The sequence below is a fragment of the Ruegeria sp. AM1 genome (assembly GCF_056540745.1).
The window spans coordinates 704,815-727,841 of the sequence record NZ_JBQFXH010000001.1; the positions used below are offsets into that span (position 1 = coordinate 704,815).

General features: G+C 58.7%; 21 protein-coding genes. 6 read left to right on the top strand and 15 right to left on the bottom strand.

All coding sequences use genetic code 11. From position 1 onward, the window contains the following. Positions 1–171 precede the first annotated feature (171 nt). From purF to ACR0I7_RS03620, 15 genes are all read right to left on the bottom strand, one after another. Positions 172–1,695: an amidophosphoribosyltransferase gene (gene purF / locus ACR0I7_RS03550; protein ID WP_480508486.1), complete on the bottom strand. Its 1,524-nt coding sequence runs from the start codon at positions 1,693–1,695 to the stop codon at positions 172–174. A gap of 645 nt (positions 1,696–2,340) precedes the next feature. Then, positions 2,341–2,928, bottom strand: coding sequence for a CvpA family protein (locus tag ACR0I7_RS03555; protein ID WP_480508488.1), 588 nt, complete (start codon positions 2,926–2,928; stop codon positions 2,341–2,343). 41 nt (positions 2,929–2,969) lie between these two features. Beyond that, positions 2,970–4,334: a DNA repair protein RadA gene (gene radA, locus ACR0I7_RS03560; protein ID WP_480508490.1), complete on the bottom strand. Its 1,365-nt coding sequence runs from the start codon at positions 4,332–4,334 to the stop codon at positions 2,970–2,972. Positions 4,335–4,465: 131 nt separating this feature from the next. Further along, a complete protein-coding gene (locus ACR0I7_RS03565; protein WP_480508492.1) occupies positions 4,466–5,248 on the bottom strand; it encodes a kinetochore Spc7 family protein in 783 nt (260 codons plus the stop codon). Between the two features lie 149 nt (positions 5,249–5,397). Next, the gene (locus tag ACR0I7_RS03570; RefSeq protein WP_480508494.1) at positions 5,398–5,850 is read right to left on the bottom strand and encodes a paraquat-inducible protein A; all 453 of its coding nucleotides are present in this window, start codon (positions 5,848–5,850) and stop codon (positions 5,398–5,400) included. A gap of 19 nt (positions 5,851–5,869) precedes the next feature. Next, a complete protein-coding gene (locus tag ACR0I7_RS03575; RefSeq protein WP_480508496.1) occupies positions 5,870–6,223 on the bottom strand; it encodes a hypothetical protein in 354 nt (117 codons plus the stop codon). Further along, on the bottom strand, positions 6,220–6,966 hold the full coding sequence (locus tag ACR0I7_RS03580; protein WP_480508498.1) for an ABC transporter ATP-binding protein: 747 nt from the start codon (positions 6,964–6,966) through the stop codon (positions 6,220–6,222). Before ACR0I7_RS03580 ends, ACR0I7_RS03575 begins: the two co-directional genes overlap by 4 nt. Further along, positions 6,963–7,745, bottom strand: a complete 783-nt coding sequence (locus ACR0I7_RS03585; protein WP_480508500.1) for an MlaE family ABC transporter permease — start codon at positions 7,743–7,745, stop codon at positions 6,963–6,965. The genes ACR0I7_RS03580 and ACR0I7_RS03585 overlap by 4 nt, the downstream gene beginning before the upstream one ends. Beyond that, positions 7,742–8,776 carry an alanine racemase gene (gene alr, locus ACR0I7_RS03590; RefSeq protein ID WP_480508502.1) on the bottom strand — a complete coding sequence of 345 codons (1,035 nt, stop codon included), beginning with the start codon at positions 8,774–8,776 and terminating at the stop codon, positions 7,742–7,744. Before alr ends, ACR0I7_RS03585 begins: the two co-directional genes overlap by 4 nt. Before the next feature lie 168 nt (positions 8,777–8,944). Further along, entirely contained in the window at positions 8,945–10,435 is a 1,491-nt protein-coding gene (locus ACR0I7_RS03595) for a replicative DNA helicase (protein ID WP_480508504.1), read from the bottom strand. Between the two features lie 225 nt (positions 10,436–10,660). Then, a complete protein-coding gene (locus tag ACR0I7_RS03600) occupies positions 10,661–11,341 on the bottom strand; it encodes an orotate phosphoribosyltransferase (RefSeq protein WP_480508506.1) in 681 nt (226 codons plus the stop codon). Positions 11,342–11,483: 142 nt separating this feature from the next. Further along, a complete protein-coding gene (locus tag ACR0I7_RS03605) occupies positions 11,484–12,665 on the bottom strand; it encodes an ammonium transporter (RefSeq protein WP_480508508.1) in 1,182 nt (393 codons plus the stop codon). Positions 12,666–12,814: 149 nt separating this feature from the next. Continuing rightward, entirely contained in the window at positions 12,815–13,297 is a 483-nt protein-coding gene (locus ACR0I7_RS03610) for a CinA family protein (RefSeq protein ID WP_480508510.1), read from the bottom strand. Beyond that, a complete protein-coding gene (locus ACR0I7_RS03615) occupies positions 13,294–13,791 on the bottom strand; it encodes a phosphatidylglycerophosphatase A family protein (RefSeq protein WP_480508512.1) in 498 nt (165 codons plus the stop codon). The genes ACR0I7_RS03610 and ACR0I7_RS03615 overlap by 4 nt, the downstream gene beginning before the upstream one ends. Beyond that, positions 13,788–14,918 (bottom strand): bifunctional 2-C-methyl-D-erythritol 4-phosphate cytidylyltransferase/2-C-methyl-D-erythritol 2,4-cyclodiphosphate synthase, encoded by a 1,131-nt coding sequence (locus ACR0I7_RS03620; RefSeq protein WP_480508514.1) that lies wholly within the window; start codon positions 14,916–14,918, stop codon positions 13,788–13,790. Before ACR0I7_RS03620 ends, ACR0I7_RS03615 begins: the two co-directional genes overlap by 4 nt. Positions 14,919–15,101: 183 nt before the next feature. Between ACR0I7_RS03620 and dusB the strand changes: the two genes are divergently transcribed. From dusB to ACR0I7_RS03650, 6 genes are all read left to right on the top strand, one after another. Beyond that, positions 15,102–16,085, top strand: coding sequence for a tRNA dihydrouridine synthase DusB (gene dusB, locus ACR0I7_RS03625; protein WP_480508516.1), 984 nt, complete (start codon positions 15,102–15,104; stop codon positions 16,083–16,085). Further along, entirely contained in the window at positions 16,082–17,149 is a 1,068-nt protein-coding gene (locus ACR0I7_RS03630; protein ID WP_480508518.1) for a two-component system sensor histidine kinase NtrB, read from the top strand. Before dusB ends, ACR0I7_RS03630 begins: the two co-directional genes overlap by 4 nt. Before the next feature lie 33 nt (positions 17,150–17,182). Next, the gene (locus ACR0I7_RS03635; RefSeq protein WP_480508520.1) at positions 17,183–18,550 is read left to right on the top strand and encodes a response regulator; all 1,368 of its coding nucleotides are present in this window, start codon (positions 17,183–17,185) and stop codon (positions 18,548–18,550) included. 162 nt (positions 18,551–18,712) lie between these two features. After that, complete coding sequence (locus ACR0I7_RS03640) at positions 18,713–20,935, top strand: sensor histidine kinase NtrY-like (protein WP_480509705.1); 2,223 nt, start codon at positions 18,713–18,715, stop codon at positions 20,933–20,935. After that, entirely contained in the window at positions 20,932–22,341 is a 1,410-nt protein-coding gene (ntrX, locus tag ACR0I7_RS03645) for a nitrogen assimilation response regulator NtrX (protein ID WP_480508522.1), read from the top strand. Before ACR0I7_RS03640 ends, ntrX begins: the two co-directional genes overlap by 4 nt. 85 nt (positions 22,342–22,426) lie before the next feature. Further along, on the top strand, positions 22,427–23,017 hold the full coding sequence (locus tag ACR0I7_RS03650; RefSeq protein ID WP_480508524.1) for a helix-turn-helix transcriptional regulator: 591 nt from the start codon (positions 22,427–22,429) through the stop codon (positions 23,015–23,017). Positions 23,018–23,027: the final 10 nt, after the last annotated feature.

Here is a 23,027-nt window from a genome sequence, read left to right on the forward strand (position 1 = left end):
CGAACCCATTGCAAACGCGACAAGTTCAGCGGCTGGTTGTAGGCAAGAACTCACCGGGCCTGCGCCGTCCGACGCCTGATCCAGCATTCAGCACGTCCAAAGTGATTCGCTGCGTGGGGCGCAAAGGGTGGGTAGGGCCCAAAGACAGATCTCTGGCCCGGCCACATATCGTCAGCCGGATGCCGCCGCCGAGTTCCACGACCCGCCGACAACGCGCATGTCTTCTTTCTTTTGGCTGACGCGACTGCTGCTTTCCAGGCTGTCCAGATAATCGTCGCTGACGCTGCCGGTGATGTAGTTGCCATCGAAACAAGAGCAGTCGAAGGCTTCGATCTCGGGGTTGCCTTCTTTGGCAGCCCAGATCAGGTCGTCGAGTTCCTGATAGAACAGTGCGTCGGCCTCAAGCTCTTGCCGAATCTCCTCGACGTCTTTGTCGTTGGCTATCAGCTCGTGTTTGGTTGGCATATCGATGCCGTAGACGTTGGGATATTTCACGGGCGGCGAGGCGCTGGCGACATAGACTTTCTTTGCTCCGGCATCGCGGCACATCTGGACGATCTTTTTGATGGTGTTGCCACGGACAATAGAGTCGTCGATCAGCAACACATTGTGACCTTCAAATTCCAACGGTACGGCGTTCAGTTTGCGGCGTACCGACTTTTGCCGTTCGGCCTGACCGGGCATGATGAACGTGCGCCCGACATAGCGGTTTTTGACCAAACCTTCGCGATAGGGAATGCCGGTGATCTTGGCGGCCTCAAGTGCAACAGGGCGGGCGCTGTCGGGGACCGGGATGATCCGGTCGATCTCCAGCCCGGAGTCCTGAATTTGCTTTGCCAGAGTCTGCCCCATGCGCATCTGGGTTTTGTAAACCGAAATGCCATCCAGCAGGCTGTCGGGCCGGGCCAGATAGACATATTCGAAAATACAGGGTGTCAGCTGGCCTTCGACCGCCTGAAACTCGTGCATCTGTCCCTCAAGATCGATCAGGATCGCTTCGCCAGGGTTCAGATCACGCAGTTTATCGAATCCGTTGATGCCAAAAGCCACATCTTCGGACGCAAAGGCATAATCATCGCCGGTGTCATCATCGCTTGTGCGCCGCGCAACCGACAGGGGGCGGATGCCATACGGGTCACGGAAGGCCAGCATGCCAACACCCGCCACAAGGCAGATCACCGAATAGGCGCCCTGTACCCGTTCCATGGTCATCTTGACGCCGGCAAACAGATTGCGGATCGGATCTGCATTGCCATTGACCTTGATGGCATCGGCCACCTTATCCGCCAGCACGTTCAGCAAAATCTCGGAATCCGAGGTGGTGCGCAGGTGGCGGCTGTATTTTGCGGTGACCTTTTCGCGCTGTTCTTCGGTGTTGGTGATGTTCCCATTGTGGACCAGATAGATCCCGTAAGGGGCATTTACAAAAAAGGGCTGTGCTTCAGAAGCGCTGAGCGAGCCTGCAGTAGGATAGCGGACATGCCCGATGCCGACCTTCCCCAACAGAGTTTCCGCATCCTGCGCGTTAAAGACATCCTTGACCAGCCCGTTGGCTTTTTTCTCGCGAAAGAACTCGCCGTTATAGGTTACTATGCCCGAGGCATCCTGACCCCGGTGCTGCAGCATCAGCAGCCCGTCATAGATTTCCGCAAACACATCATGCGTTCTGCTTGCGATCCCCAAAATCCCACACATTGTCGGGCTCCAATTTCTATGACGTTTTTCTGCTGGCTCTGTTGCGCGCATTAGGGGCAACAGTTTCGGCACGGATGGCGGCTGCTTTTTCTGATGCCACATAAGTAAGCGTTGCTGTGGCGATCACGAAGGAAAACAGAAAAAACAAGATCGGTGGCTCCGATTCCGTGGCGGTCTGGCACCCACATAATGCCTAATGCAGCTGCTGTCATCAAAGGATCACATTCATGGTCAGGCGCGGGCCAGATTTATGATGATGCAAAGCTGGTGACACGGGCGGGGATGTGTGATCTGATGCTGAATAATCCGCAGATAAGCGGAAATCCGGGTTCGAACAGCAGATGCAATATGTGGCAGCATAAACCTCAACGTCCTAAGGAACAGCCTGCAAAACGCAGGTGTCATCGGTGTCGCGGCAATGGGCGCGCACCCTGCCAGATTTGCAATGGGGCGGGTGAAGTCATCAAAAGCAGGGATATCTTTGGCAAGCCCAACTACAGCCGCTGTGACGGGTGTTTCGGATTGAAAACGATCCGCTGTACGGTGTGCGGCGGCGAAGGGTTCAGCTGAACATATTTGCGCAGCTTCTCGAAATAAAAAAGCCCGGCACGCCGGGCTTTTTATCGTTCAAGTGTCAGTTGGTGATCAGCCGTCGATGCCGGTGGGGGCAGGTTCTGAACCTGCTGTGCAGCTTGCGACCAGCTCTTCGTATTGCTGCGTTATCCAGCCCAGAGCGGCCTCTGGGTTTTGCTCTTCGATTTTGCTGCTGAATTGCTCAAAAACCTTAGCCGAGCGGCTTTCGTCAACGATTGTGTAGGACTGTCCGGTCATCACCGTGTCGTAGACAAAGAAGGCAATCGCAACCAGCAGGATGCCGCGTGCGACGCCGAAGAAAAAGCCCAGAGCCTGATCAAGACCACCCAGCGCCGAGCGCTGTACGAGCGACGAAAACAACGGTGTAAAGATACTGACCACAATCAGCGCCACGGCAAAGACCGAAGCAAAGCCTGTAATCACAGACAATTCACAGCTGTCGCGCAGGAAATCCCCAACAACAGGTATCTCTTTGACCAGCGGGACTGCTTGCGGTGCAAAGATGAATGCCAGAACGGCGGCGGCGGCCCAGCCGGCAATGGCCAACACCTCGCGCATGAAGCCGCGCGAATAGGCAAGTATGCCCGACAGCACGATGATCAGGGCAACCACCCCGTCAATTATTGTAAAACCTTCCATGGCCCTCGCCTGTTCTTTTTTCTGCCCTTCAGGGCGCGACTTTAACCTGCTCCGAAGGTTTCGCCAACAAACCCCACCAAATCACTGGGTCGGGTGAGTGTCAGACCTGCCACAGTGCCGGTTTTGCCACCCGCCGGAGCAATTGCCGATGTGAAACCAAGTTTTTGCGCTTCTTTCAACCTGTTTTCGGTCTGTGGGGCAGGTCTAAGTGCCCCGGATAACGAGATTTCTCCGAAAACGACTGTATCAGCGGGCAGGGCGCTGTCCTCGCGCGCGCTGAGCAGCGCAGCAGCCACCGCAAGGTCGGCTGCAGGTTCGCCGATTTTGAGCCCTCCGGCGACGTTCAGATAGACATCGAGCCCCGCGAAGGGGATGCCACAGCGTGCCTCAAGCACCGCGAGGATCATCGCGAGGCGCCCGCTATCCCAACCGACCACGGTGCGCCGGGGTTGTGAATGAGGTGAGGGCGCGACGAGCGCCTGAAGTTCAACCAGAACCGGTCGGGTGCCTTCGATCCCCGCAAATACAGCCGAGCCGGGGCTGGGTGTGCCGCGCTCAGACAGGAACAGGGCCGACGGGTTGGTGACCTGCGCCAGACCCTTGCCGGTCATTTCAAAGACGCCGATCTCATCTGCAGGACCAAAGCGGTTCTTGACCGCGCGCAAAATACGGAACTGATGGCCGCGCTCGCCTTCGAAATAAAGGACGGTGTCGACCATATGTTCAACGACACGAGGGCCTGCAATCTGACCATCTTTGGTGACGTGGCCGACCATGATGATGGACACACCGTGTCGTTTCGCAAACGTGGTCAATTCATGGGCTGCAGCCCGGACTTGTGACACAGAGCCCGGTGCGCTGTCGACATTGTCGGCCCACATGGTCTGAATCGAGTCGATAATGGCGAGGCCGGGTTTTTCAGCCTCAAGCGTGGTGAGGATATCGCGCAGGTTGGTTTCTGCGGCCAGTTGAACTGGCGCGTCCTCGAGCCCCAGACGGCGCGCGCGCATGCGGACCTGCGCGCTGGCTTCTTCGCCAGAGACATAGATGGTTTTGACGCCTGCGCGCGCGAACCGGGCGGCGGCTTGCAGCAACAATGTGGATTTGCCGATGCCCGGATCTCCGCCAACCAGCAGGGCCGAGGCGGGGACGAGGCCGCCGCCAAGAACGCGGTCAAGTTCCTCGACCCCGCAGAGTGTGCGGGGCGGCGGGGTTTCTTCAGTCGACAAATCCGTGAGTGTGATAGACTGTCCGCGCTTGCCGCCCAGCGATTTTTTGGCCGGTCCGGCAGAGAGCGGAACATCCTGTACAATCGTATTCCATTCGCCACAGGCGTCGCAGCGCCCGGACCAACGAGAATGTGTGGCGCCGCAGGCCGAACATGAGAAAGATGATGACTTTGCCATGCGGCCTTTGGTGCCCGAGGATGGGCGGTTCTTCAAGCCCTTGCGGGCATTCATCACCGCCGGTGGGGCGCGGTGACCTCAGGCCCTGCGGGCCGTCGGTCACCGCGGGCGCAGATGCGCCGGGTGAGTGGCTATTCGGCTGCCCGTGGGGGTGACATGGCGATGACGCTTGAGGCGCTGGGATCGCTGTCATCGGGCGGGGTTTGCAGTTGCGCCGAAAGTTCGGGTAGGAGGTCGAAGAGTTCGTCCCTGAGCCGGGTCAGTTGGGATTTTGCGATGGATTCCTCGATCTCGATATCGCGGGTCCATTGGCGCAATTCATGCAGGATGGTCTGGGCGTCTTCGATGCGGTGCTGAAACAGTTCGACCTCTTCCTGGCGCTGCTGAAGGAAACCGCGCGCGCGGGCGACCTTGGCCTCGCCATAGGTTTCGGCCAGTTCCTGACTGACCTGGCTCATCTGAGCGGCCAGTTCCAGAACCTCAGGTTCCAGTGCCTGCAGGTCAGGATGGGTGCGCAGAAAGGCCATACGTTCCTTGACCGCATCAAATTCAGAGGCCAGCGCAAAGACGCCGCTACGGTCAGAGGCATGCGCGACCTGATAGGCATCGACAATATCCTGCATATTGAGCGAGAATTTCCGATGGGTGGCCTCAAGCGCCATCATCCGCGCATTGGAGGGCAGGTAGAAGGCCAGCATCAGAATCAAGCAGGTCAGGCCGATCTGGACAAAGGGCCCTGCGTCAATCACCGGTCTGTTGTCCAGCCCTGCCTGCATCGACAGCCAAGGCCACAGACCTGCGGCGGAGAGTATGGTTGAGACAATCGCAAACAGTGCGGCGGCACAGATCAGAAAAAACGTAAAACGCAGAAATATATTTTGAAATTGCAATGTAATGGTATGGAGTGCGGCCATAATGTCCATCTCCTTTCGAACCGGTAATTGACCGGACCCGGGCGGAGGCACATCTCATATCAACGACGATCCGCGGCGGACCCGTAAACTCGCTAAACCTTGGCTGCTCGAATATTTAATATGATACCAAAATTAATGTTTTCAATCAATTAGACATGAGGTTTTCGTGAACTGGATGTCATTTCCGTAATGTGACCCAGCGCGATCGAGGCCAGAATGCAGGCCGTGAACAGGTAGAGCCCCCACGCCGTTTCGATGGTCGCATACGAGATGCCCTTGGCCAGCGTGATGTACAGCGCGATGAGGAAAATGTCGGCCATGGCCAGTTTGCCGAGGATATGCAGCGCCGGTTGAACGCGGTCATCCAGCAGGTTCCATTGGATCAATGCGGTGCCAATGGTTTTTAGGTAAGGCGCAAAAAGGGCGAAGGCGGTGACGATCAGGGCGAGGAAGACGTCGGACTTCCAAAGGGACTGGAGCCCGGTGATGACGCTGATTTCGCTGAGGCCAAAGATCGGCAGGAAGCCTGCGCGCATTAGCGGGGCGAACCATGCGATGGGGTAAAGGATCAGTAGGGAGAGGGTGGCGAGGCGGATGGTCATGCATTTGGTGCCGATGTTGTCACACGTTGCTCAGCAATAAGATCACAAACAAAACCGCGCTGATAGTCGAAATGACGACGTTCCAATGTCTGGGCGATTGTACTTTGCTTAGAAGGTCTTTGTGTAATTCTAATGTGCCTATGAAGATGGAAATAGCCGGTAGAAGTTGGCCTGCAATTTCTGCATTTGGAAAAGCCAGCAGCATAATATGGTCAAGTGCGGCACCAAGTAGAATGAAGAGGGAAAAAACGTATATCTGTTTCTGGAAAAGCAGCCCTACAGTTAAGCGGTTTGCCGTTACCCAGCAAATAAATACGGCGGCTAAATACGTGAAAAGCAGAGAGTTCAGAAGTTGATCTCCATTGCTGCTCACCTAACTGCCTCAATCGGCCCCTCGGCACTCCCGCTGATGAACTGCTCCACATAGGGATCACCCGAGGCGTCCATCTGCCCGACCGGACCGGTCCACTGGATCACCCCTCCGTGCAGCATGGCAACGTTGTCGGCAATCGCGCGGACCGAGCTCATGTCGTGGGTGATGGTCATTGCGGTGGCGCCCATCTCGGTCACGATCTCTCGGATCAGATCGTTGATGACGCCGGACATGATCGGGTCCAACCCGGTTGTGGGTTCGTCGAAAAAGATGATCTCGGGCTCGGCGGCGATGGCGCGGGCGAGGCCGACGCGTTTTTGCATGCCGCCCGACAGTTCCGCAGGCAGCCGGTCTGCGACGTCCGATTTCAGGCCGACGCGGCGCAGTTTTTCGATAGCGATCTCGCGCGCCTCATCCGTGGGGCGTTTCAGTGAGCCGCGCAGCAGACGGAAGGCGACGTTTTGCCAGACGGGCAGGGAATCAAACAGGGCCGCACCCTGAAACAACATCCCGAACCGGGCCAGAAACGCGTCGCGGTCGCCTTTGGTGGCGTCTTTGCCATCGACGTAGATCATGCCGCTATCGGGTTGGATCAGGCCTAGGATGCACTTGAGCGCGACGGATTTCCCGGTGCCCGAACCGCCGATGATGACCATCGAGGTGCCCTTGGGAATCTCAAGGTCCATGCCGCGCAGCACTTGGTTGTCGCCAAAGGCTTTTGTTACGTTCTCCATCCGTATCATAGCGAGAAGAACACCCCCGTGAGAACGAAGTTGGCGGCCAGGATCAGCACGGCGGCGGCCTCGACTGATCCTTTGGTGGCGCGGCCCACACCTTGCGCGCCGCGGCCTGAACTCATGCCATAATAGCAGCCCATGATGGCCGCGATCAGGCCGAAGGCGGCGCCTTTGACGAGGGATGAGACGATGTCGCGAGCCTCAAGGAAATTAACCGTGTTTTGCAGGTAGGTCGCGGGGTTAAAGCCCAGATTTTGGGTGGCGACCGTATACCCGCCTGCGATCCCAATCACGTCGCCCACAGCCACAAGGGCGGGTACGGTTATCAATGCCGCCAGCACGCGCGGCGCGGTGAGGTACTTCATCGGGTGGGTCGATAGGGTGACCAGCGCGTCGATCTGTTCGGTCACTTTCATGGTGGCAATCTCAGCTGCGATCGAAGAGGTCACGCGGGCGGCGATCATCAGGCCGACCAGCACCGGCCCAAGCTCGCGCACCATGCCGATGGCGACGATCTGCGGGACGACGGCTTCGGCGTTGAAGCGCGCGCCGCCGGCATAGATTTGCAGGGCCAGCGCGCCGCCGGTGAAGATGGCCGTCAAGCCGACCACGGGAAGAGACAGCCAGCCGATATTCAGCAGGGCGATGCCGAATTCACGCGGATAAAAGGGCGGGCGGAAGATGTGTGAGATCGCATCCAGCGCAAATAACGCCACCCGGCCAAACGCGGCCAGCAGGCGCAGGGCCGCCCGACCCAATCCTCCGAGCAGGTCCAGAGGATTCATTCCACGTAGCCCCGAGAGTAGCGTTTGCCTAGCGAGGTCAGGATTTCATAGCCAATGGTGCCCGCAGCCTCGGCCAGATCATCGACGGTCTGGTGCCCGTTCAGGATGCGCAGGCGTTCCGGGGCATAGGGCAGGTCGGTGACGTCCACGGTGATCAGGTCCATCGAGATGCGGCCGACAACAGGGCAGGGTTGGTCACCCGCAAAAGTGTCGATACCACCGCCGATGGCCCTGTGCAGCCCGTCGGCATATCCCGCGGATACGGTTGCGATCCGCGACGGGCGGCGCGCTGTCCAGCTGTTGCCATATCCCACGGTTTCGCCCACTGCGACGTCACGCACCTGGATCACCGGCAGGTCCACGGTCACAACCGGTTTTGCGCCCGCAAACGGCATTCCGCCATAAAGGCCGATGCCCGGGCGGCAAAAGTCAAAATGGAATTCAGGGCCCAACAGCGTGCCCCCCGTTGCGGCAAGCGATTTCGGGGCGGCGACGCCTTCGGTCATCTCGCGAAATGCTTTGAGCTGCTGCTGGTTCATCGGGTGGTCCGGCTCATCCGAGCAGGCCAGATGAGACATCACGACCACCGGATTCAGGGCTTCGGCATTGGGGCGCAGTTCGGCCCAATCGTCAGGCTCTAACCCCAGACGGTTCATGCCGCTGTCCAACTGAATGCCGACCGCATGGTCTGGCAGCGCCTCGGTATGGCGTTGAAACTGCTCGGGCGAGTTGATCAGCGGAGTCAGATCATGATCACGCAGCAGGTCGGTGTCGCCCTCCATATGACCGGAAAAAACGCAGATCATCGGGCCGGGCCCAATAGCCTCGCGCACAGCGACACCTTCCTCGGCGGCGGCGACAAAAAACTTGCGCACGCCTTCTTCGGCAAGGGTTTCGGCCACCGGACCTGCGCCCAGACCATAGGCATCCGCTTTTACAACGGCGCCGGTTTCGACATCCGTTTTTGCATCCAGCGCGCGCCAGTTGCTGGCCAGCGCCTGAAGATTGATCGTCAAACGTGCAGTACTCATGCCCCGTTCATGACATTGGCGCGAAGGAGGTCAAGAGGGAATGCGCTTAAAACCCTCGGAATAGCCTGCGGCATAAGCAACTTTTGGCTGGATGGGGGTGGAATGAGGCATTGCGCTATCAGAGAGTTACGCATGGAAACTGCGTAACTCATTGTTGCGGAATGCAGATCAATACCCTTCGATCTGACCGTCCTGTTGCCAGGGTTTGACCAGATTACCAAACCGGGTGAATTGCGCCTCGAACGACAGCTCGACCGTGCCGATGGGGCCGTGACGCTGCTTGCCGACAATCACTTCGGCCTTGCCGTGCAGGCGCTCCATGGCCTGCTTCCACTCTTCCATCTTTTCAAGCTCGTGATCGCCGGGCTTTTCACGTTCTTTGTAGTATTCCTCACGGAATACAAACATCACCACGTCGGCGTCCTGCTCGATCGAGCCCGATTCCCGCAGGTCAGACAGTTGCGGGCGTTTGTCATCCCGGCTTTCGACCTGACGCGACAGCTGAGACAGGGCGATGACGGGGATGTTCAGCTCTTTGGCGATGGCTTTCATGCCCATCGAAATCTCGGCGATTTCGTTGACCCGGTTGTCGGCCATACCGCGGCAAAGCTGAAGGTAGTCGATGACCAGCAGGTCCAGGCCATGGGTCCGCTTCAGACGCCTCGCACGGGCCGCCAGTTGCGAGATCGGCAGAGCCGGTGTGTCATCAATGAATAGGGGGCAGGCTTCCAGTTCCTTGGCCGCATCGACGAAGCGGCGGAATTCGGCCTCGGTCATGTCGCCCTGACGGATTTTATGGCTGGAAATCTCGGATGCTTCGGCCAGAACCCGGCCTGCCAGCTGTTCGGCGCTCATCTCAAGCGAGAAGAAACCCACGACACCGCCGTCAATCGCGCCCTCGGAGCCGTCTGGTTTCAGCCCACGTTTGTACGCCTTGGCGACATTGAATGCCACGTTGGTTGCCAGAGAGGTTTTTCCCATCGACGGACGACCGGCAAGAATAATCAGGTCAGACGGGTGCAGGCCACCCAGTTGTTTGTCCAAGTCGGCCAGACCGGTGGAAATCCCTGCCATGCCACCACCGCGCTGGTACGCTTCGTTGGTGACGTTGACGGCTTCTGTGACCGCCTTGAGGAAGGATTGAAATCCCTGTTCGGTCTGGCCCTGCTCGGATAACTGATAAAGCTGTTGCTCGGCCTCGACGATTTGTTCTTTCGGCTCGCTTGAGACATCAACCCGCGCCGCCTTGTCCGAGATATCCCGACCCAGCCGGATCAGCTCGCGCCGGATGGCAAGATCATAAATCATCTGGGCATAGTCATGCACCGCAAAGGCGCTGATCGATGCGCCCGCCAGTTTGACCAGATAGGCCGGGCCACCCAGTTCCTGCAGGCCCTCATCCTCGGCCATGAAGGATTTCAACGTCACGGGCGAGGCCAGCGCATTCTTAGCTATCCGGGTCGAGGCGACCTCATAAATCCGGGAGTGAACCGGGTCATAGAAATGCTCGGCCCCGATGATCGAGGCGACCCGATCATAAAGATCGTTATTGGTCAGGATCGCACCCAGAAGCTGCTGTTCGGCCTCAATGGAATGCGGCATGGTTTCGGCGTTCTGAATCCGAGCTGCTGCCTGCTCGATGCTGCTGATCTCGTTCATTTTGTCCCCGCTGCCCTGCGGCGCTTTCTACACGCTATTTCGGCGTGTCGGCTATCTGGAAATACCTGTGGCTAACTATGGATAAAGCCTTGGGATAACTTTCCTGACAGTTTGGATACCTGTGTATGCGTAGCTTATTATGTAGGATTTGGGGGAAAAGTCACCAGATATCGTGGCCGGTCGACCGATTCTTCCGGGCTTATCCCCAATCTGTCCACAAGAGGTTTACGTGGATTTATTTGCTTCCTGCCAGCCACGCGGGTCTTTCAGGAAGGCTTCGACACCGTCAAGTGTTTCCTGATCAAAGGCTTTCTGCGCTTTGGCCTCGGCCAGAACATCCCACCATGTGCACAGGTGATGCAGTTGGATGCCGTGGTCGCCCAAGGTTTTTTCGGTCTCGGGGAAGATGCCATAGTAGAAAATGACCGCCGTGTGCCCACAAGTGGCACCTGTTTCGCGGATCGCATCCACGAAGGACAGCTTGGACCCGCCATCGGTGGTCAGATCCTCGACCAGCAGCACGCGTTCACCTTCGCTCATCGCGCCTTCGATACGGGCGTTGCGGCCATAACCCTTTGGCTTTTTGCGCACGTAGGTCATCGGCAGCGCCAAACGCTCGGCAACCATGGCGGCGAAGGGGATGCCCGCGGTCTCACCGCCGGCGATATTGTCGAATGCCTCAAACCCGGCATCCCGCATCACGGTGACGGTCAGGAAATCCATCAGGGTCGAGCGGATGCGCGGGTACGAGATCAGCTTGCGGCAGTCGATATAGGTCGGGCTGGGCAAGCCGCTGGCCAGTGTGAACGGCTCACGCGAATTGAAATGGACGGCTTTGATCTCCAGCAACATCCGCGCGGTCAGGCGAGCGATTTCGGTGCTATCGGGAAATGAACTGGGGATCATGTCGGGTCCTCGGCGCTGAAATGACGTTGCGGGCTGATAGCCCGTCCGCAAGGTCAGAGTCGAGAGGGTTGGTCACAAAAGAAAGCGGGCCTCATCAGAGACCCGCTTTGCCCTTTCGGGCGGCAGAGCGGCCAAGGTGGGCTTAGCTGCTCATATCGTAGGCACGTTCTCCGTGAACCGAAAGGTCGAGCCCGTTTGTTTCGGTCTCTGCGTCTACGCGAAGTGGGGTGATCAAAGCAACCACCTTGACCAACACAATCGTCATAACTGCCGTAAAGGCACCCACGATAACTAGCCCACCCAGCTGTGCTGTCCACGTGCCCAGACCGAACAGGGCAATCATGAGCGTCCCGAAGATACCGCCCACGCCGTGCACGGCGAATACGTCGAGCGTGTCGTCGATCTTCAGGATGTTGCGGATAACATAGACGGCCTCCTGACAGAGGATGCCAGCGACACCGCCGATGATCAGAGCCTGAACCGGGCCGACAAAACCCGATGCCGGAGTGATTGAGGCCAGACCTGCGATCGTACCTGTGACCAGGCCAACCATAGATGCCTTACCAAACCGGATACGTTCCCACAGGGCCCAGGTCAGCGAGGCGGTGGCTGCAGATAGGTGCGTGACGGTCATCGCCATCGCTGCGCCGCCATCTGCGGCCAATTGCGAGCCGCCATTGAAGCCGAACCAGCCGACCCACAGCATCGCCGCGCCAACCATGACATAGCCGGGGTTATGCGGGGGCGTGGTGCGGTTGCGGCGCGGCCCCAGAACAACGGCGATGATCAGAGCGGCCAGACCGGCGGTTTCATGCACCACGATGCCACCGGCAAAGTCGCGGACGCCGATCTCACCCAGAATACCGCCATCGGCCAGCATCCCGCCGCCCCAGATCCAATGCACCACCGGCGCATAGCACAGCAGCATCCACAGCGCCGAGAAGGTCAGGACAAAGCCAAACCCCACACGCTCGACATAGGCGCCGACGATCAGGGCAGGGGTGATGATCGCAAAGGTCATCTGGAAGGCAAAGAACAGAATCTCGGGCAGGGTTCCGGCCAGGCTGTCCGCATCGACGCCGTTCAGGAACGCTTTGCCCAAGCCGCCCCACAAGCCGCCTTCGCCCGGTCCAAACGCGATAGAATACCCGGTGACCAGCCACAGAATGCTCATCAGGCAGGCGATGGAAAAGCAATGCATGAAGACGCTGAGCACGTTGCGCGCCCTTACGAGGCCTCCGTAAAACAGTGCCAGACCCGGCAATGTCATGAACAGGACCAGTGCGGTTGCAACGATGATCCAGGCTGTATCGGCTCCGTTCATTGGGCCGGTCTCCTCTTTCTCTTCTGGGGTGCCGAGGGTTCAATCGGACAGCGGTCGAAGAAAAAAGAGGCAGATGCTATAAATTATGCCTGTTTTGCCATCAATTTGTGAAGTGACGTTATTGTGGGCACAATAATTGCGCAGTAGCCTTATTTTTGTGCAGTTTTAAAAAGCGCTTGTGCCAACAAATTCAGCGCGTGATCCCGCGCGGCCACGCGCACGTTGTCACGGCCAGCTGCGCCAAATTCGACTGTTTCGGTGTGGGTGGGGTGCCCGTCAGATGCCAGGCCAAAGCAGACACGACCTTCGGGTTTGAACTCGGATCCGCCGGGGCCTGCGATACCGGTGATCGAGACGGCCAGCTGTGCATTGGAATGCCTGAGCGCGCCCTCTGCCATCTCGCGGGCGACCTGCTCTGAGACCGCACCATGGGCCGAAAGCGTCTCGCCCCGGACGCCAAGCATGTCCTGTTTGGCGGCGTTGGTATAGGTGACAAAGCCGCGGTCCACGACGGTAGAGCTGCCGGGAATATCGGTGAGCGCAGCGGCCACCATGCCGCCGGTGCAGCTTTCGGCTGTGGCGATCATGATCTGTTGGGTTTTGGCCTGTTCCAGCAGTTCGGAGACGGTCATAGGCCCAGCACCCCATGCGCAACGCCCGCCAAAAGTGCCACGCCGATGGCGGCGAAGATGCCGGCGATGACATCGTCCAACATCACGCCCAACGCATCGCCGCGCCGGTCGGCCCAGCCGATGGGGCCAGGTTTGGTGATGTCAAACAGGCGGAACAAAAGGAACGCCGCCAGCCAGCCGGGCCAGAGCGCCGTGATGTCGATCCCATGCGCCCAGGCCGGGTAGGAAATCGCCCAGATGGCGATGAACTGCCCGGCGACCTCATCAATCACGATCTCGGACGGGTCGTGATCCTGCTGTCCGGCGGTCATGATCCCCGTCGCCCAGATGCCGCCGACAAAGGCCGCCAGCGTGGCCAGCGCCAGCAGAGGAAACCCGCCGATCACATGCAGGCCGCACGCCATCGGCAAGGCCGCAAGCGATCCCAAGGTGCCGGGGGCCGGGCGCAGATATCCGACGCCGCAGACGGTTCCGATCAGGCGCGCCGCGGTCATGTTCTGACCAGGCAGGCTGTGGCCAGCGACGCGATGCCCTCACTGCGGCCAGTAAAGCCCAAGCGTTCCGATGTGGTCGCCTTGACCGAGACCTGATCCGCGCGTAAGCCCATGATTTCAGACATCTTTGCACGCATACTTTGCGCGTGGGGGCCGATTTTGGGGTATTCGCAGACCAAAGTGCAATCGACGTTCGAGATGCGATATCCCATCTCATCCGCCAGCTTGACGGCGTGGCGCAGAAAGATCTCGCTGGCGGCGCCTTTCCATTGAGGGTCGGACGGGGGGAAATGCTGTCCGATATCGCCCTGCGCCAATGCGCCATAGATGGCGTCCGTGACAGCATGCATGCCGACATCCGCGTCCGAGTGACCCTGCAGGCTGCGATCATGCGGAACCTTTATTCCGCACAGGATCACGTGGTCACCGTCGCCAAATCGATGCACGTCATAGCCGTTGCCCAGTCTTACATCCATATGCGTTCCCATTATGCGTTCTGCCCGGGCGAAATCCTCGGGTCTGGTGATTTTGATGTTGTCCGCATCGCCTGCGACGATGGCCACAGGCAGGCCCGCCGCCCGCGCGACCTCGACATCGTCTGCCGCACCGCCGGGGTGGGTCGCGTGGGCGGCCACGATGTCATCATACCTAAAGCCCTGAGGGGTTTGAGCCCCAAAGAGGCCAGTGCGATCCTGTGTCCCGGTCACCTGATCCTCATCGCCCGTCCAAAGCGCATCGGTTACTGGAAGTCCCGGCGCTGCGGCGGGGTGTGTCTCAAGCGCTGCCAGGACGTCCTGAACAATATGTTGACTGACGCAGGGACGCGCTACGTCATGAATAAGAACGCGCTCTATCTCTTTGTTCTGCAAAGCTTTCAACCCGTTACGCACGGACCCCGCACGGTCGCTGCCGCCCTGAGCCAGAATCAGGTCTGTTTCGCCGAACTCAGCCCAGGCCGCAGAATCATCCGATGCGAGCACAAGAACGATGTGGTCGATGTGACCGGCAAAGCGCGCAATGGTCCAGTCTGCGACCCGTCGGCCCGCCAGTGCCTGCCATTGCTTGGGCAGTTTTCCTCCGGCGCGCTGGCCTTTGCCTGCTGCGACGATGATTGCGGCGGTGGACATGGATATTCTGACTCCTGCGGACTGAGGATTGTTTAGGCGGCGGCGCGTGCAGAGGCAATCACCCGGGTTGATGTGATTAAAAAATATGCAAACGATGATTTTACAGGCTGAATCGCCCGGGGTTTATTGTTCATATGCGCCGTATTCTATATCAAGCGTGAAAATGCCTAAGGATTAAGCACGTTGACCCTGCAACTCGCCGATAAAACCCTGACACCGCCGGTGCTGCTTGCGCCGATGGCCGGAATCACCGACCGGCCATTTCGCGATCTGGTGATGCGGTTTGGTGCCGGCATGGTCGTCAGTGAGATGGTGGCCAGCCAGGAGATGGTGCAGGCCAAGCCCGGCGTGCGCGAGCGCGCTGAGCTGTCCGCAGATGTCGAGAATACCGCCGTGCAACTGGCCGGGCGCGAGGCGCATTGGATGGCCGAAGCCGCCCGTCAGGTCGCCGATCGCGGTGCGCGGGTTATCGACATCAATATGGGATGTCCGGCCAAGAAGGTGACCAACGGTTATTCGGGATCAGCCCTGTTGAAGACACCTGATCACGCGCTGAAGCTGATCGAGGCGGTGGTCGCAGCCGTGGACGTGCCGGTGACCCTAAAGACCCGGTTGGGCTGGGACGACAGTCTGTTGAACGCGCCCGATGTGGCCCGCAGGGCGCAGGAGGCCGGTGTACGGATGGTCACAATCCACGGGCGCACCCGCTGTCAGTTCTACAAGGGGCGCGCCGATTGGCAGGCGATTCGGGCCGTCAAAGAGGCCGTGACCATCCCGGTGATTGCAAATGGTGACATAACCGGCACCGATGCGGCGCGCACCGCGTTGCAGCAGTCGGGCGCAGATGGGGTGATGATCGGGCGGGGCGCGCAGGGCAAGCCATGGGTGCTGGCGCAGATTTGTGCCGATCTGTATGAGCGCGCGGCCCCTGAGGTGCCCACCGGGCCCGATCTGGTTGACATGGTGTGCGCGCATTATCAGGCGATGCTGGCCTTTTACGGCCTTGATCTGGGCCTGCGCGTCGCGCGCAAACATCTGGGCTGGTACATGGATGAGGCCGGCACGCCTGCGGCACTGCGCCGGGCCATTTTGACCTCTCGCGATACGGAAGAGGTGCTGCGCCTGCTGAATGATGCGCTCACGGCCAGCGCAGAGGTGGCCGCATGACATCTGACCAGGAGATTTGGACCTCGCTGCCGGTCCCGGCCTTCATTATCGACGGCGAGGATCGCATCGCGGATGTGAACTCCTCTGGTGAGGGCTTTCTGAACGCATCGCGCAAATCGGTGATCGGGCATCCGGTCTGGGATCAGATTGCAGTGGATGCACCGCTCGAGGAGGCTTTTCTGCGCGCCCGTGCGCAGGGCACGCCTTTGTTCGTCAATGACGTGGATGTGGGGTCTGGCAATCGGGCGCCGCTGCAATGTGCGTTGCAGATCGCGCCCATGGTCGGACACCCGCAATCCATGATTATGATCATCTCTCCTCGTGAGTTGGCGGGGCGGATGACGCGCGGCAATACAGTAAAATCAGCCGCGCAGTCTGCCATCGGCATGGCCGAGATGCTGGCCCATGAGATAAAGAACCCGCTGGCGGGGATCACGGGGGCGGCACAGTTGCTTAGCATGAATATCGCGCCGCAAGACCTTGAACTGACTGATCTTATCGTTGCAGAAAGCCGTCGGATCGTGAAGCTGCTTGAGCAGGTTGAGCAGTTTGGAAACCTGTCCCGCCCCGAGTTGAAGCCGGTCAACGTGCATGATGTTTTGGACCGGGCGCGCCGCTCTGCATTGCTGGGCTTTGGGGCGGATATGACGATCGTCGAGGACTATGACCCCTCGCTGCCGCTGGCCTATGGCGATCCCGATCAGTTCCTGCAGGTTATCCTCAACCTTCTGAAAAATGCGTCCGAGGCGGCGGGCCGCGGTGGTGGGACGATCCGCCTGCGCACCTATTTCGAGCATTCCTTTCGGCTGCGGCGCAGCGACGGTTCGGGCCACTCCCTGCCGTTGCAGATCGAAATCATCGATGACGGCCCCGGCATACCCGAGGCGATCCTGAGCGATATTTTCGACCCCTTTGTTTCAGGCAAAGAGAATGGCACCGGGTTGGGGCTGGCGCTGGTCAGCAAGATCATCTCTGACCACGACGGATGGATATCCGCCGAATCTGTGCCCGGTCGGACCGTATTCAAACTGTCGCTGCGGCGGGCACCGCGCGATGCACAATAAGGCCGGAAGCGGCACAATGAAGGAGAGCACCTGATGGATGGTACAGTACTGGTTGCAGACGATGACCGCACAATCCGCACCGTTCTGACTCAGGCCCTGACGCGGGCCGGCTGCAAGGTGCATGCAACCTCGTCTTTGACTACGCTGATGCGCTGGGTCGGCGAGGGGAAAGGCGACGTTGTGATCTCGGACGTTGTTATGCCGGATGGCAACGGGCTGGAGATGCTGCCCAAGATTGCCGAAGACCGGCCCGGTCTTCCAGTGATCGTCATCTCTGCTCAGAACACGATCATGACGGCCATTCAGGCGGCTGAGGCGGACGCGTATGATTATCTGCCCAAGCCGTTTGATCTGCCTGATCTGATGAAGCGCACAGCGCGGGCGCTGGATCGCAAGCAGCGTGCGCAGCCAGAGATTGCTGATGATCGCAGCGACAGCCCCGATGAGCTGCCGCTGGTTGGTCGCACCCCGGTGATGCAGGCGCTGTATCGCTTGGTCGCGCGCGTGATGAATACGGATTTGCCGGTGATGATTTCGGGAGAAAGCGGTACCGGTAAATCTTTGATCGCACGCGCTATTCACGACTTTTCGGATCGACGCACATTGCCATTTGTGACCGCAACTGCCGCGGACCTGCAGGATCTGGAAGGTCCGGCGCGGGTTATGGCGCGTGTGCGGGGCGGCACGTTGCTGATCGACGAAATCGGCGACATCGATGATGAGATTCAGGCGCGCATTGTTCGGATGATGGACACGCCCGGCGATCATGTGCCGCGCTTCATGGCGACCTGCCAGAATGATCTGACCGACGCAATGGAGAGTGGTCGCGTGCGGCAGGACCTGTACTATCGCCTGTGTGGGGCGACGGTCCATGTGCCCTCTCTGCGCGAGCGTGTCGATGACATCGCGTTGCTGGCCGATCATTTTCTGTCGCGTGAAGAGCGTGATACCGGCGCTAAGCGCTGGCTCAGCCCTGATGCTGTGGAACTGGTGCGGCGCTATTCGTGGCCCGGAAACGTCCGGCAGCTGGAGAACGCCATCCGGCGGCTCAGCCTGACCAGCCGCGCCGAAGAGATATCGCAAGCCGAAGTTGAAATGGTGTTGGGCAGCCAGCCCGAGGCCGAACCTGTATTGGGTGATGGCGAGCGCGAGAAACTGTCGTCATCGGTCGAACGCCATTTGCGTCGCTACTTTGATCTGCATGGCAATATTTTGCCTCCACCGGGCCTCTATCAGCGCATTCTGCGTGAAGTTGAGGCGCCGTTGATCGATATCGCGCTTGAAGCAACGGGTGGAAATCAGGCGAAATGCGCCGATTTGCTGGGGATTAACCGGAATACGCTGCGCAAAAAGATTACAGACCTCGATATTCAGGTGACACGCCGACGCAAACTGATGTAATATCGCCACACAAACCGTGGCATCCGGGTTCTCACCCGGCAAAGACCACGACATATGGCGGTAAGTCGCGCAAGCGACACATCAGGATGAGGGCAGACGGTGGCAACCCGGGCACAGAACCGGCCTATTCTATCGATCAATCGGTGGCGTAAGTCCCGAAAGATGCGCAATTTTGGCACTCTGGGTCTTGTTGTCCTGGGGCCTGCACTGGCATTGGCAACCTATCTGGTTATCGGGCCTTTTGATCTGGGCGCAACGGCGCCCACGCTGCGCCTGATTCTTCTTGCGGATCTGGTTTATGTTTTGGTTGTCGCGGCGCTGGTGTTGGGCCAGTTGGGCAGCTTGATCGCTGCAAGGCGCGCGAAATCAGCCGGATCGCGGCTTCATCTGCGTTTGATTGGGGCCTTTACGCTGCTGGCGCTGGTGCCCACGGTGACAGTTGCGATTTTTGCGGGCCTGACGGTGAATATCGGTCTTGAAGGCTGGTTTTCGGACCGGGTGCGACAGGTTGTGGGCTCTTCTCTGACCGCGGCCGAAGCCTATGAGCTGGAACACCGACAAGGTCTGACACAGGATGCCGCCGTTCTGGCGCGGTTCCTGGACAATGCGCGCGCGCTGGATTTCTATATTTCAGACGCTGAACTGCGCGAGGTTTTGGCGCAGGGCCAAGCGCAGATTCAACGCGGGTTGCGCGAGGCCTATGTCATTGATGGCAGCGGCGAAATTCGGTCACGCGGGGATCGCTCTTATCTGTTTAACTATGAGGCGCCGACGTCTGAGCAGATGGTTCAGGCAACAGACAACGGCATTCTTGTAATCGCCGACTGGCCGAATAACGAGTTTCGGGCTCTGGTGCCGTTGCGGGCATATCTCGATCGGTATCTCTATGTCAGTCGCGACGTGGATGGCCAGTTGCTGACGCTGCTGGACGACACAAAAGAGACAGCGCAGTTCTACCAGCAACTCGAAAGCGAGCGGGGCAGGGTATTGTTCGAGTTCGGTCTTTTGTATCTGGGCTTTGCGTTGATCCTGATCCTTGCGGCCATGTCTTTGGGCATGTGGTTTGCCGAGCGTCTGTCACGACCGGTCGGACGTCTGACCACGGCGGCACAGCGCGTTGGCGCCGGTGATCTGAGCGTTCAGGTTATCGAAGAAGCCAATGACGATGAAATCGCCATGTTGGGGCGGTATTTCAACCAGATGACCCGGCAGTTAAAAGGTCAACGCGATACGCTGCTTGAGAACACGCATCAGATTGAACGGCGGCGGCGGCTGTTTGACTCGGTGCTCAGTTCCGTGACCTCGGGCGTTGTCGGTCTTGATCCGGATGGCCGCGTTACCTTCGTGAACCGCTCGGCCGAGCGGTTGCTGGATTGGTCCGGAGATCAGCAACACATCGCGATTGGTATTGCCGTGCCGGAATTCCTTCCGCTGTTTGAAACCTTGCTGGAAGGCGGGCAGGAGGCTGTGCAGGGTGAGGTCAAGGTAACCCGCAAGGGCCAATTGGAAAATCTTCTGGTGCGTTTAGCCACCCGGCGTGGCGAGGATGGTGGTCTGGAAGGGTATGTTGTGGCCTTTGACGACGTGACCGATCTGGTCAGCGCGCAACGGATGGCTGCTTGGGGCGATGTGGCACGGCGTATTGCGCATGAGATCAAGAATCCGCTGACGCCAATCGGTCTGAGCGCTGAGCGGATCAAGCGCAAATTCTCGCGCAAGCTGGATGAAGAAGATTGCAGCAGCCTCCAGTCGATGACCGATGTGATTGTGCGCCAGACAAATGACCTGCGTCGCATCGTTGACGAGTTTTCGAAATTCGCCCGCATGCCGGAACCGGACCGGAACGAAGAAGATGTTGTTGGTCTGGTGCGAGAGGCGGTGTTGTTGCAGCAGGCGGGTCAGCCCGATGTGCAGATCGATGCGACGTTGCCCGATCAGCCAATCCTGGCCGATGTCGATGCAACGATGCTCAATCAGGCTTTGACCAACCTTATCAAGAACGCTGGCGAAGCCATTGGAACCTTGAAGGAAAAAGGTGCACCGGAAAACTTGGTTCCGCAGATCAAGGTGGTGGTATCCAGCGATGATGCGGGCACGATCGTCACTATCGCGGATAACGGAATAGGTTTACCCGAAGACCGGGCGCGATTGTTCGAGCCTTATGTGACCACACGCGACGAAGGGACAGGTCTGGGCCTGCCCATCGTCAAAAAGATTATCGAAGAACATGGCGGCGCGCTGACCCTTGAGGATGCGCCCGTATTTGACGGACAGGACCATTTTGGCGCGATGGCCGTGATCCGCTTGCCAGTGAGCAATACCTCACAGGTCGCGCCACAGAAGCAGGCAATTGATACAAGCAAACTGAAAGCAGGCCAAAGATGAGCGACATTCTGATCGTAGATGACGAACGCGATATTCGCGAACTGGTGTCCGACATTCTGGAGGACGAAGGCTATACAACCCGGCTGGCAGGCAACTCTGATGAGTGTATGTCACAGATCAATGCGGAACCGCCCGGGTTGTTGATCCTGGATATCTGGCTGAAGGACAGCCGCATGGACGGGATCGATATTCTTAAAGCCGTCAAGCGCGACAACCCGGATGTGCCGGTGGTGATAATTTCAGGCCACGGCAATATCGAGATCGCGGTCGCCGCGATCAAGCAGGGTGCGTATGACTTTATCGAAAAGCCTTTCAACATTGATCAGTTGATGGTTGTGATCCGCCGCGCGATGGAGACGTCGCGCCTGCGCCGCGAGAACACATCGCTCAAGCGCAAAGAGGTCAGCAGTTCGGATATGATCGGCAAATCTGCTTCGTTCCGGGGCATGCAGAGCCAGTTGGATAAGGTGACCAAATCGAACGGTCGGGTCATGCTGAGCGGTCCGGCAGGGTCCGGTAAGGAAATTGCGGCGCGCTATATTCACGCTCATTCCAACCGTTCCAACGCGCCTTTCGTGACTGTGAACTGCGCTGGTGTTGAGCCCGAGCGGATGGAAGAGGTCCTGTTCGGTCGCGAGTCCTCTGAGCGCGGCGTTGAATCCGGCCTTTTGGAAGAAGCGCATGGTGGCGTGATCTATTTCGATGAAGTGGCCGATATGCCTCTGGGCACTCAATCCAAGATTTTGCGCGTATTGGTCGATCAGCAATTCCAACGTGTCGGCGGCGCTGACAAGGTTCGGGTTGATCTTCGGGTGATTTCGTCGACCAATCGGGATCTGGATGAAGAGATTGCCGCAGAACGGTTCCGCGAAGAGTTGTATCATCGCCTGAATGTTGTACCCGTCGCCGTGCCGTCTCTGGAAGAACGGCGTGAGGATATTCCGGTTCTGGCAAAACACTTCATTGATATGTGCAATGAAACTCAAGGGTTGCCAGTGCGTGAGCTGTCGGACGAGGCGATTGCTCTGCTACAGACGATGACCTGGCCCGGCAATGTGCGGCAGTTAAAAAACCTGATTGAACGTGTGTTGATACTTGGTGACGGCAATGGTCCGATCGAAGCCCGTGAATTGCCGAATGAAGAGGAAAAAGCAGAAGAATCCGGGCGTGTGGTTCTGTCGGGGGCGCTGGCCACTTTGCCGCTGCGCGAGGCGCGTGAAGCGTTCGAGCGTGAGTATCTGCTGACGCAGATCAATCGGTTCGGCGGCAACATCAGCCGCACAGCCAGCTTTGTTGGCATGGAACGCAGCGCGCTGCATCGCAAACTGAAATCGCTCGGGGTTGTTACTTCGAACAAATCCGGCGCGCGGGTTGCACATATGGATGAACACGAGCCAGCCGAATAGGGGGCTGACGAGCCGAATTTCGATGTCGGGTGCAATCTGACCGTCAGATCGCACCCGAGGCCTTTGGACCAGTGAGGTGGCGGAGATGCAGTTGAGATCAGAGGTCGCGCGACGCTCTGAAACCATAGGATTTCCGGGCTTTGGCAACAGACTAAAGAGGCTGCGCCGGTCTGTTGGATTGAAACAGGCGGCGGTGGCGGATCTGTTGCAGGTGGATCAAACCACCATTTCCAGATGGGAAAACGGCGTTCAGACGCCGACTGCTCATGTTCAGCAATCTGTGTTTACGGCGCTTGGGGCCGCTCGCGTCGAGGATGCTGCGCTGAAAAGGCTGGTGTTGCATTCAGCCGATTGCGTCCATCTGGTGGAAGAAGCCAGCCATGTGTGTCTGGCCTATTCCGCCAGCCGCGCCAGAGACTGGGACACCAGCCAGCGGGCCTTGCTGGGCGTGTCTTTATGGCCGTTTGCGACCGATGAAATCCGGCAGGCCGAGACCGAGCTGAGGGATGACGGATGGTGGGACCTGCAAACGCCGGCGCCGAAGGCATTTCTGACGTCAGGGGTAGTGCATGATGAAATCAGGATCAGCGCCGGTCAGATCATCTGGGAACGTCTCTATCTGTCCGATGGCACTCCGGTTCGCCTGGTCAGCGGGTCGCGGACCTCGCGCGCATAATTTATGCGTT

Coding starts and splice junctions, on each gene's coding strand:
- ACR0I7_RS03635 (WP_480508520.1), top strand. CDS start 17,183: ATGGATGGTACAGTACTGGTTGCAGACGATGACCGCACAATCCGCACC.
- radA (WP_480508490.1), bottom strand. CDS start 4,334: ATGGCAAAGTCATCATCTTTCTCATGTTCGGCCTGCGGCGCCACACAT.
- ACR0I7_RS03555 (WP_480508488.1), bottom strand. CDS start 2,928: ATGGAAGGTTTTACAATAATTGACGGGGTGGTTGCCCTGATCATCGTG.
- ACR0I7_RS03565 (WP_480508492.1), bottom strand. CDS start 5,248: ATGGCCGCACTCCATACCATTACATTGCAATTTCAAAATATATTTCTG.
- ACR0I7_RS03600 (WP_480508506.1), bottom strand. CDS start 11,341: ATGATCCCCAGTTCATTTCCCGATAGCACCGAAATCGCTCGCCTGACC.
- ACR0I7_RS03605 (WP_480508508.1), bottom strand. CDS start 12,665: ATGAACGGAGCCGATACAGCCTGGATCATCGTTGCAACCGCACTGGTC.
- ACR0I7_RS03650 (WP_480508524.1), top strand. CDS start 22,427: ATGCAGTTGAGATCAGAGGTCGCGCGACGCTCTGAAACCATAGGATTT.
- purF (WP_480508486.1), bottom strand. CDS start 1,695: ATGTGTGGGATTTTGGGGATCGCAAGCAGAACGCATGATGTGTTTGCG.
- ACR0I7_RS03630 (WP_480508518.1), top strand. CDS start 16,082: ATGACATCTGACCAGGAGATTTGGACCTCGCTGCCGGTCCCGGCCTTC.
- ACR0I7_RS03620 (WP_480508514.1), bottom strand. CDS start 14,918: ATGTCCACCGCCGCAATCATCGTCGCAGCAGGCAAAGGCCAGCGCGCC.
- ACR0I7_RS03615 (WP_480508512.1), bottom strand. CDS start 13,791: ATGACCGCGGCGCGCCTGATCGGAACCGTCTGCGGCGTCGGATATCTG.
- ACR0I7_RS03595 (WP_480508504.1), bottom strand. CDS start 10,435: ATGAACGAGATCAGCAGCATCGAGCAGGCAGCAGCTCGGATTCAGAAC.
- ACR0I7_RS03610 (WP_480508510.1), bottom strand. CDS start 13,297: ATGACCGTCTCCGAACTGCTGGAACAGGCCAAAACCCAACAGATCATG.
- ACR0I7_RS03570 (WP_480508494.1), bottom strand. CDS start 5,850: ATGACCATCCGCCTCGCCACCCTCTCCCTACTGATCCTTTACCCCATC.
- ACR0I7_RS03585 (WP_480508500.1), bottom strand. CDS start 7,745: ATGAATCCTCTGGACCTGCTCGGAGGATTGGGTCGGGCGGCCCTGCGC.
- alr (WP_480508502.1), bottom strand. CDS start 8,776: ATGAGTACTGCACGTTTGACGATCAATCTTCAGGCGCTGGCCAGCAAC.
- ntrX (WP_480508522.1), top strand. CDS start 20,932: ATGAGCGACATTCTGATCGTAGATGACGAACGCGATATTCGCGAACTG.
- ACR0I7_RS03640 (WP_480509705.1), top strand. CDS start 18,713: ATGCGCAATTTTGGCACTCTGGGTCTTGTTGTCCTGGGGCCTGCACTG.
- ACR0I7_RS03580 (WP_480508498.1), bottom strand. CDS start 6,966: ATGATACGGATGGAGAACGTAACAAAAGCCTTTGGCGACAACCAAGTG.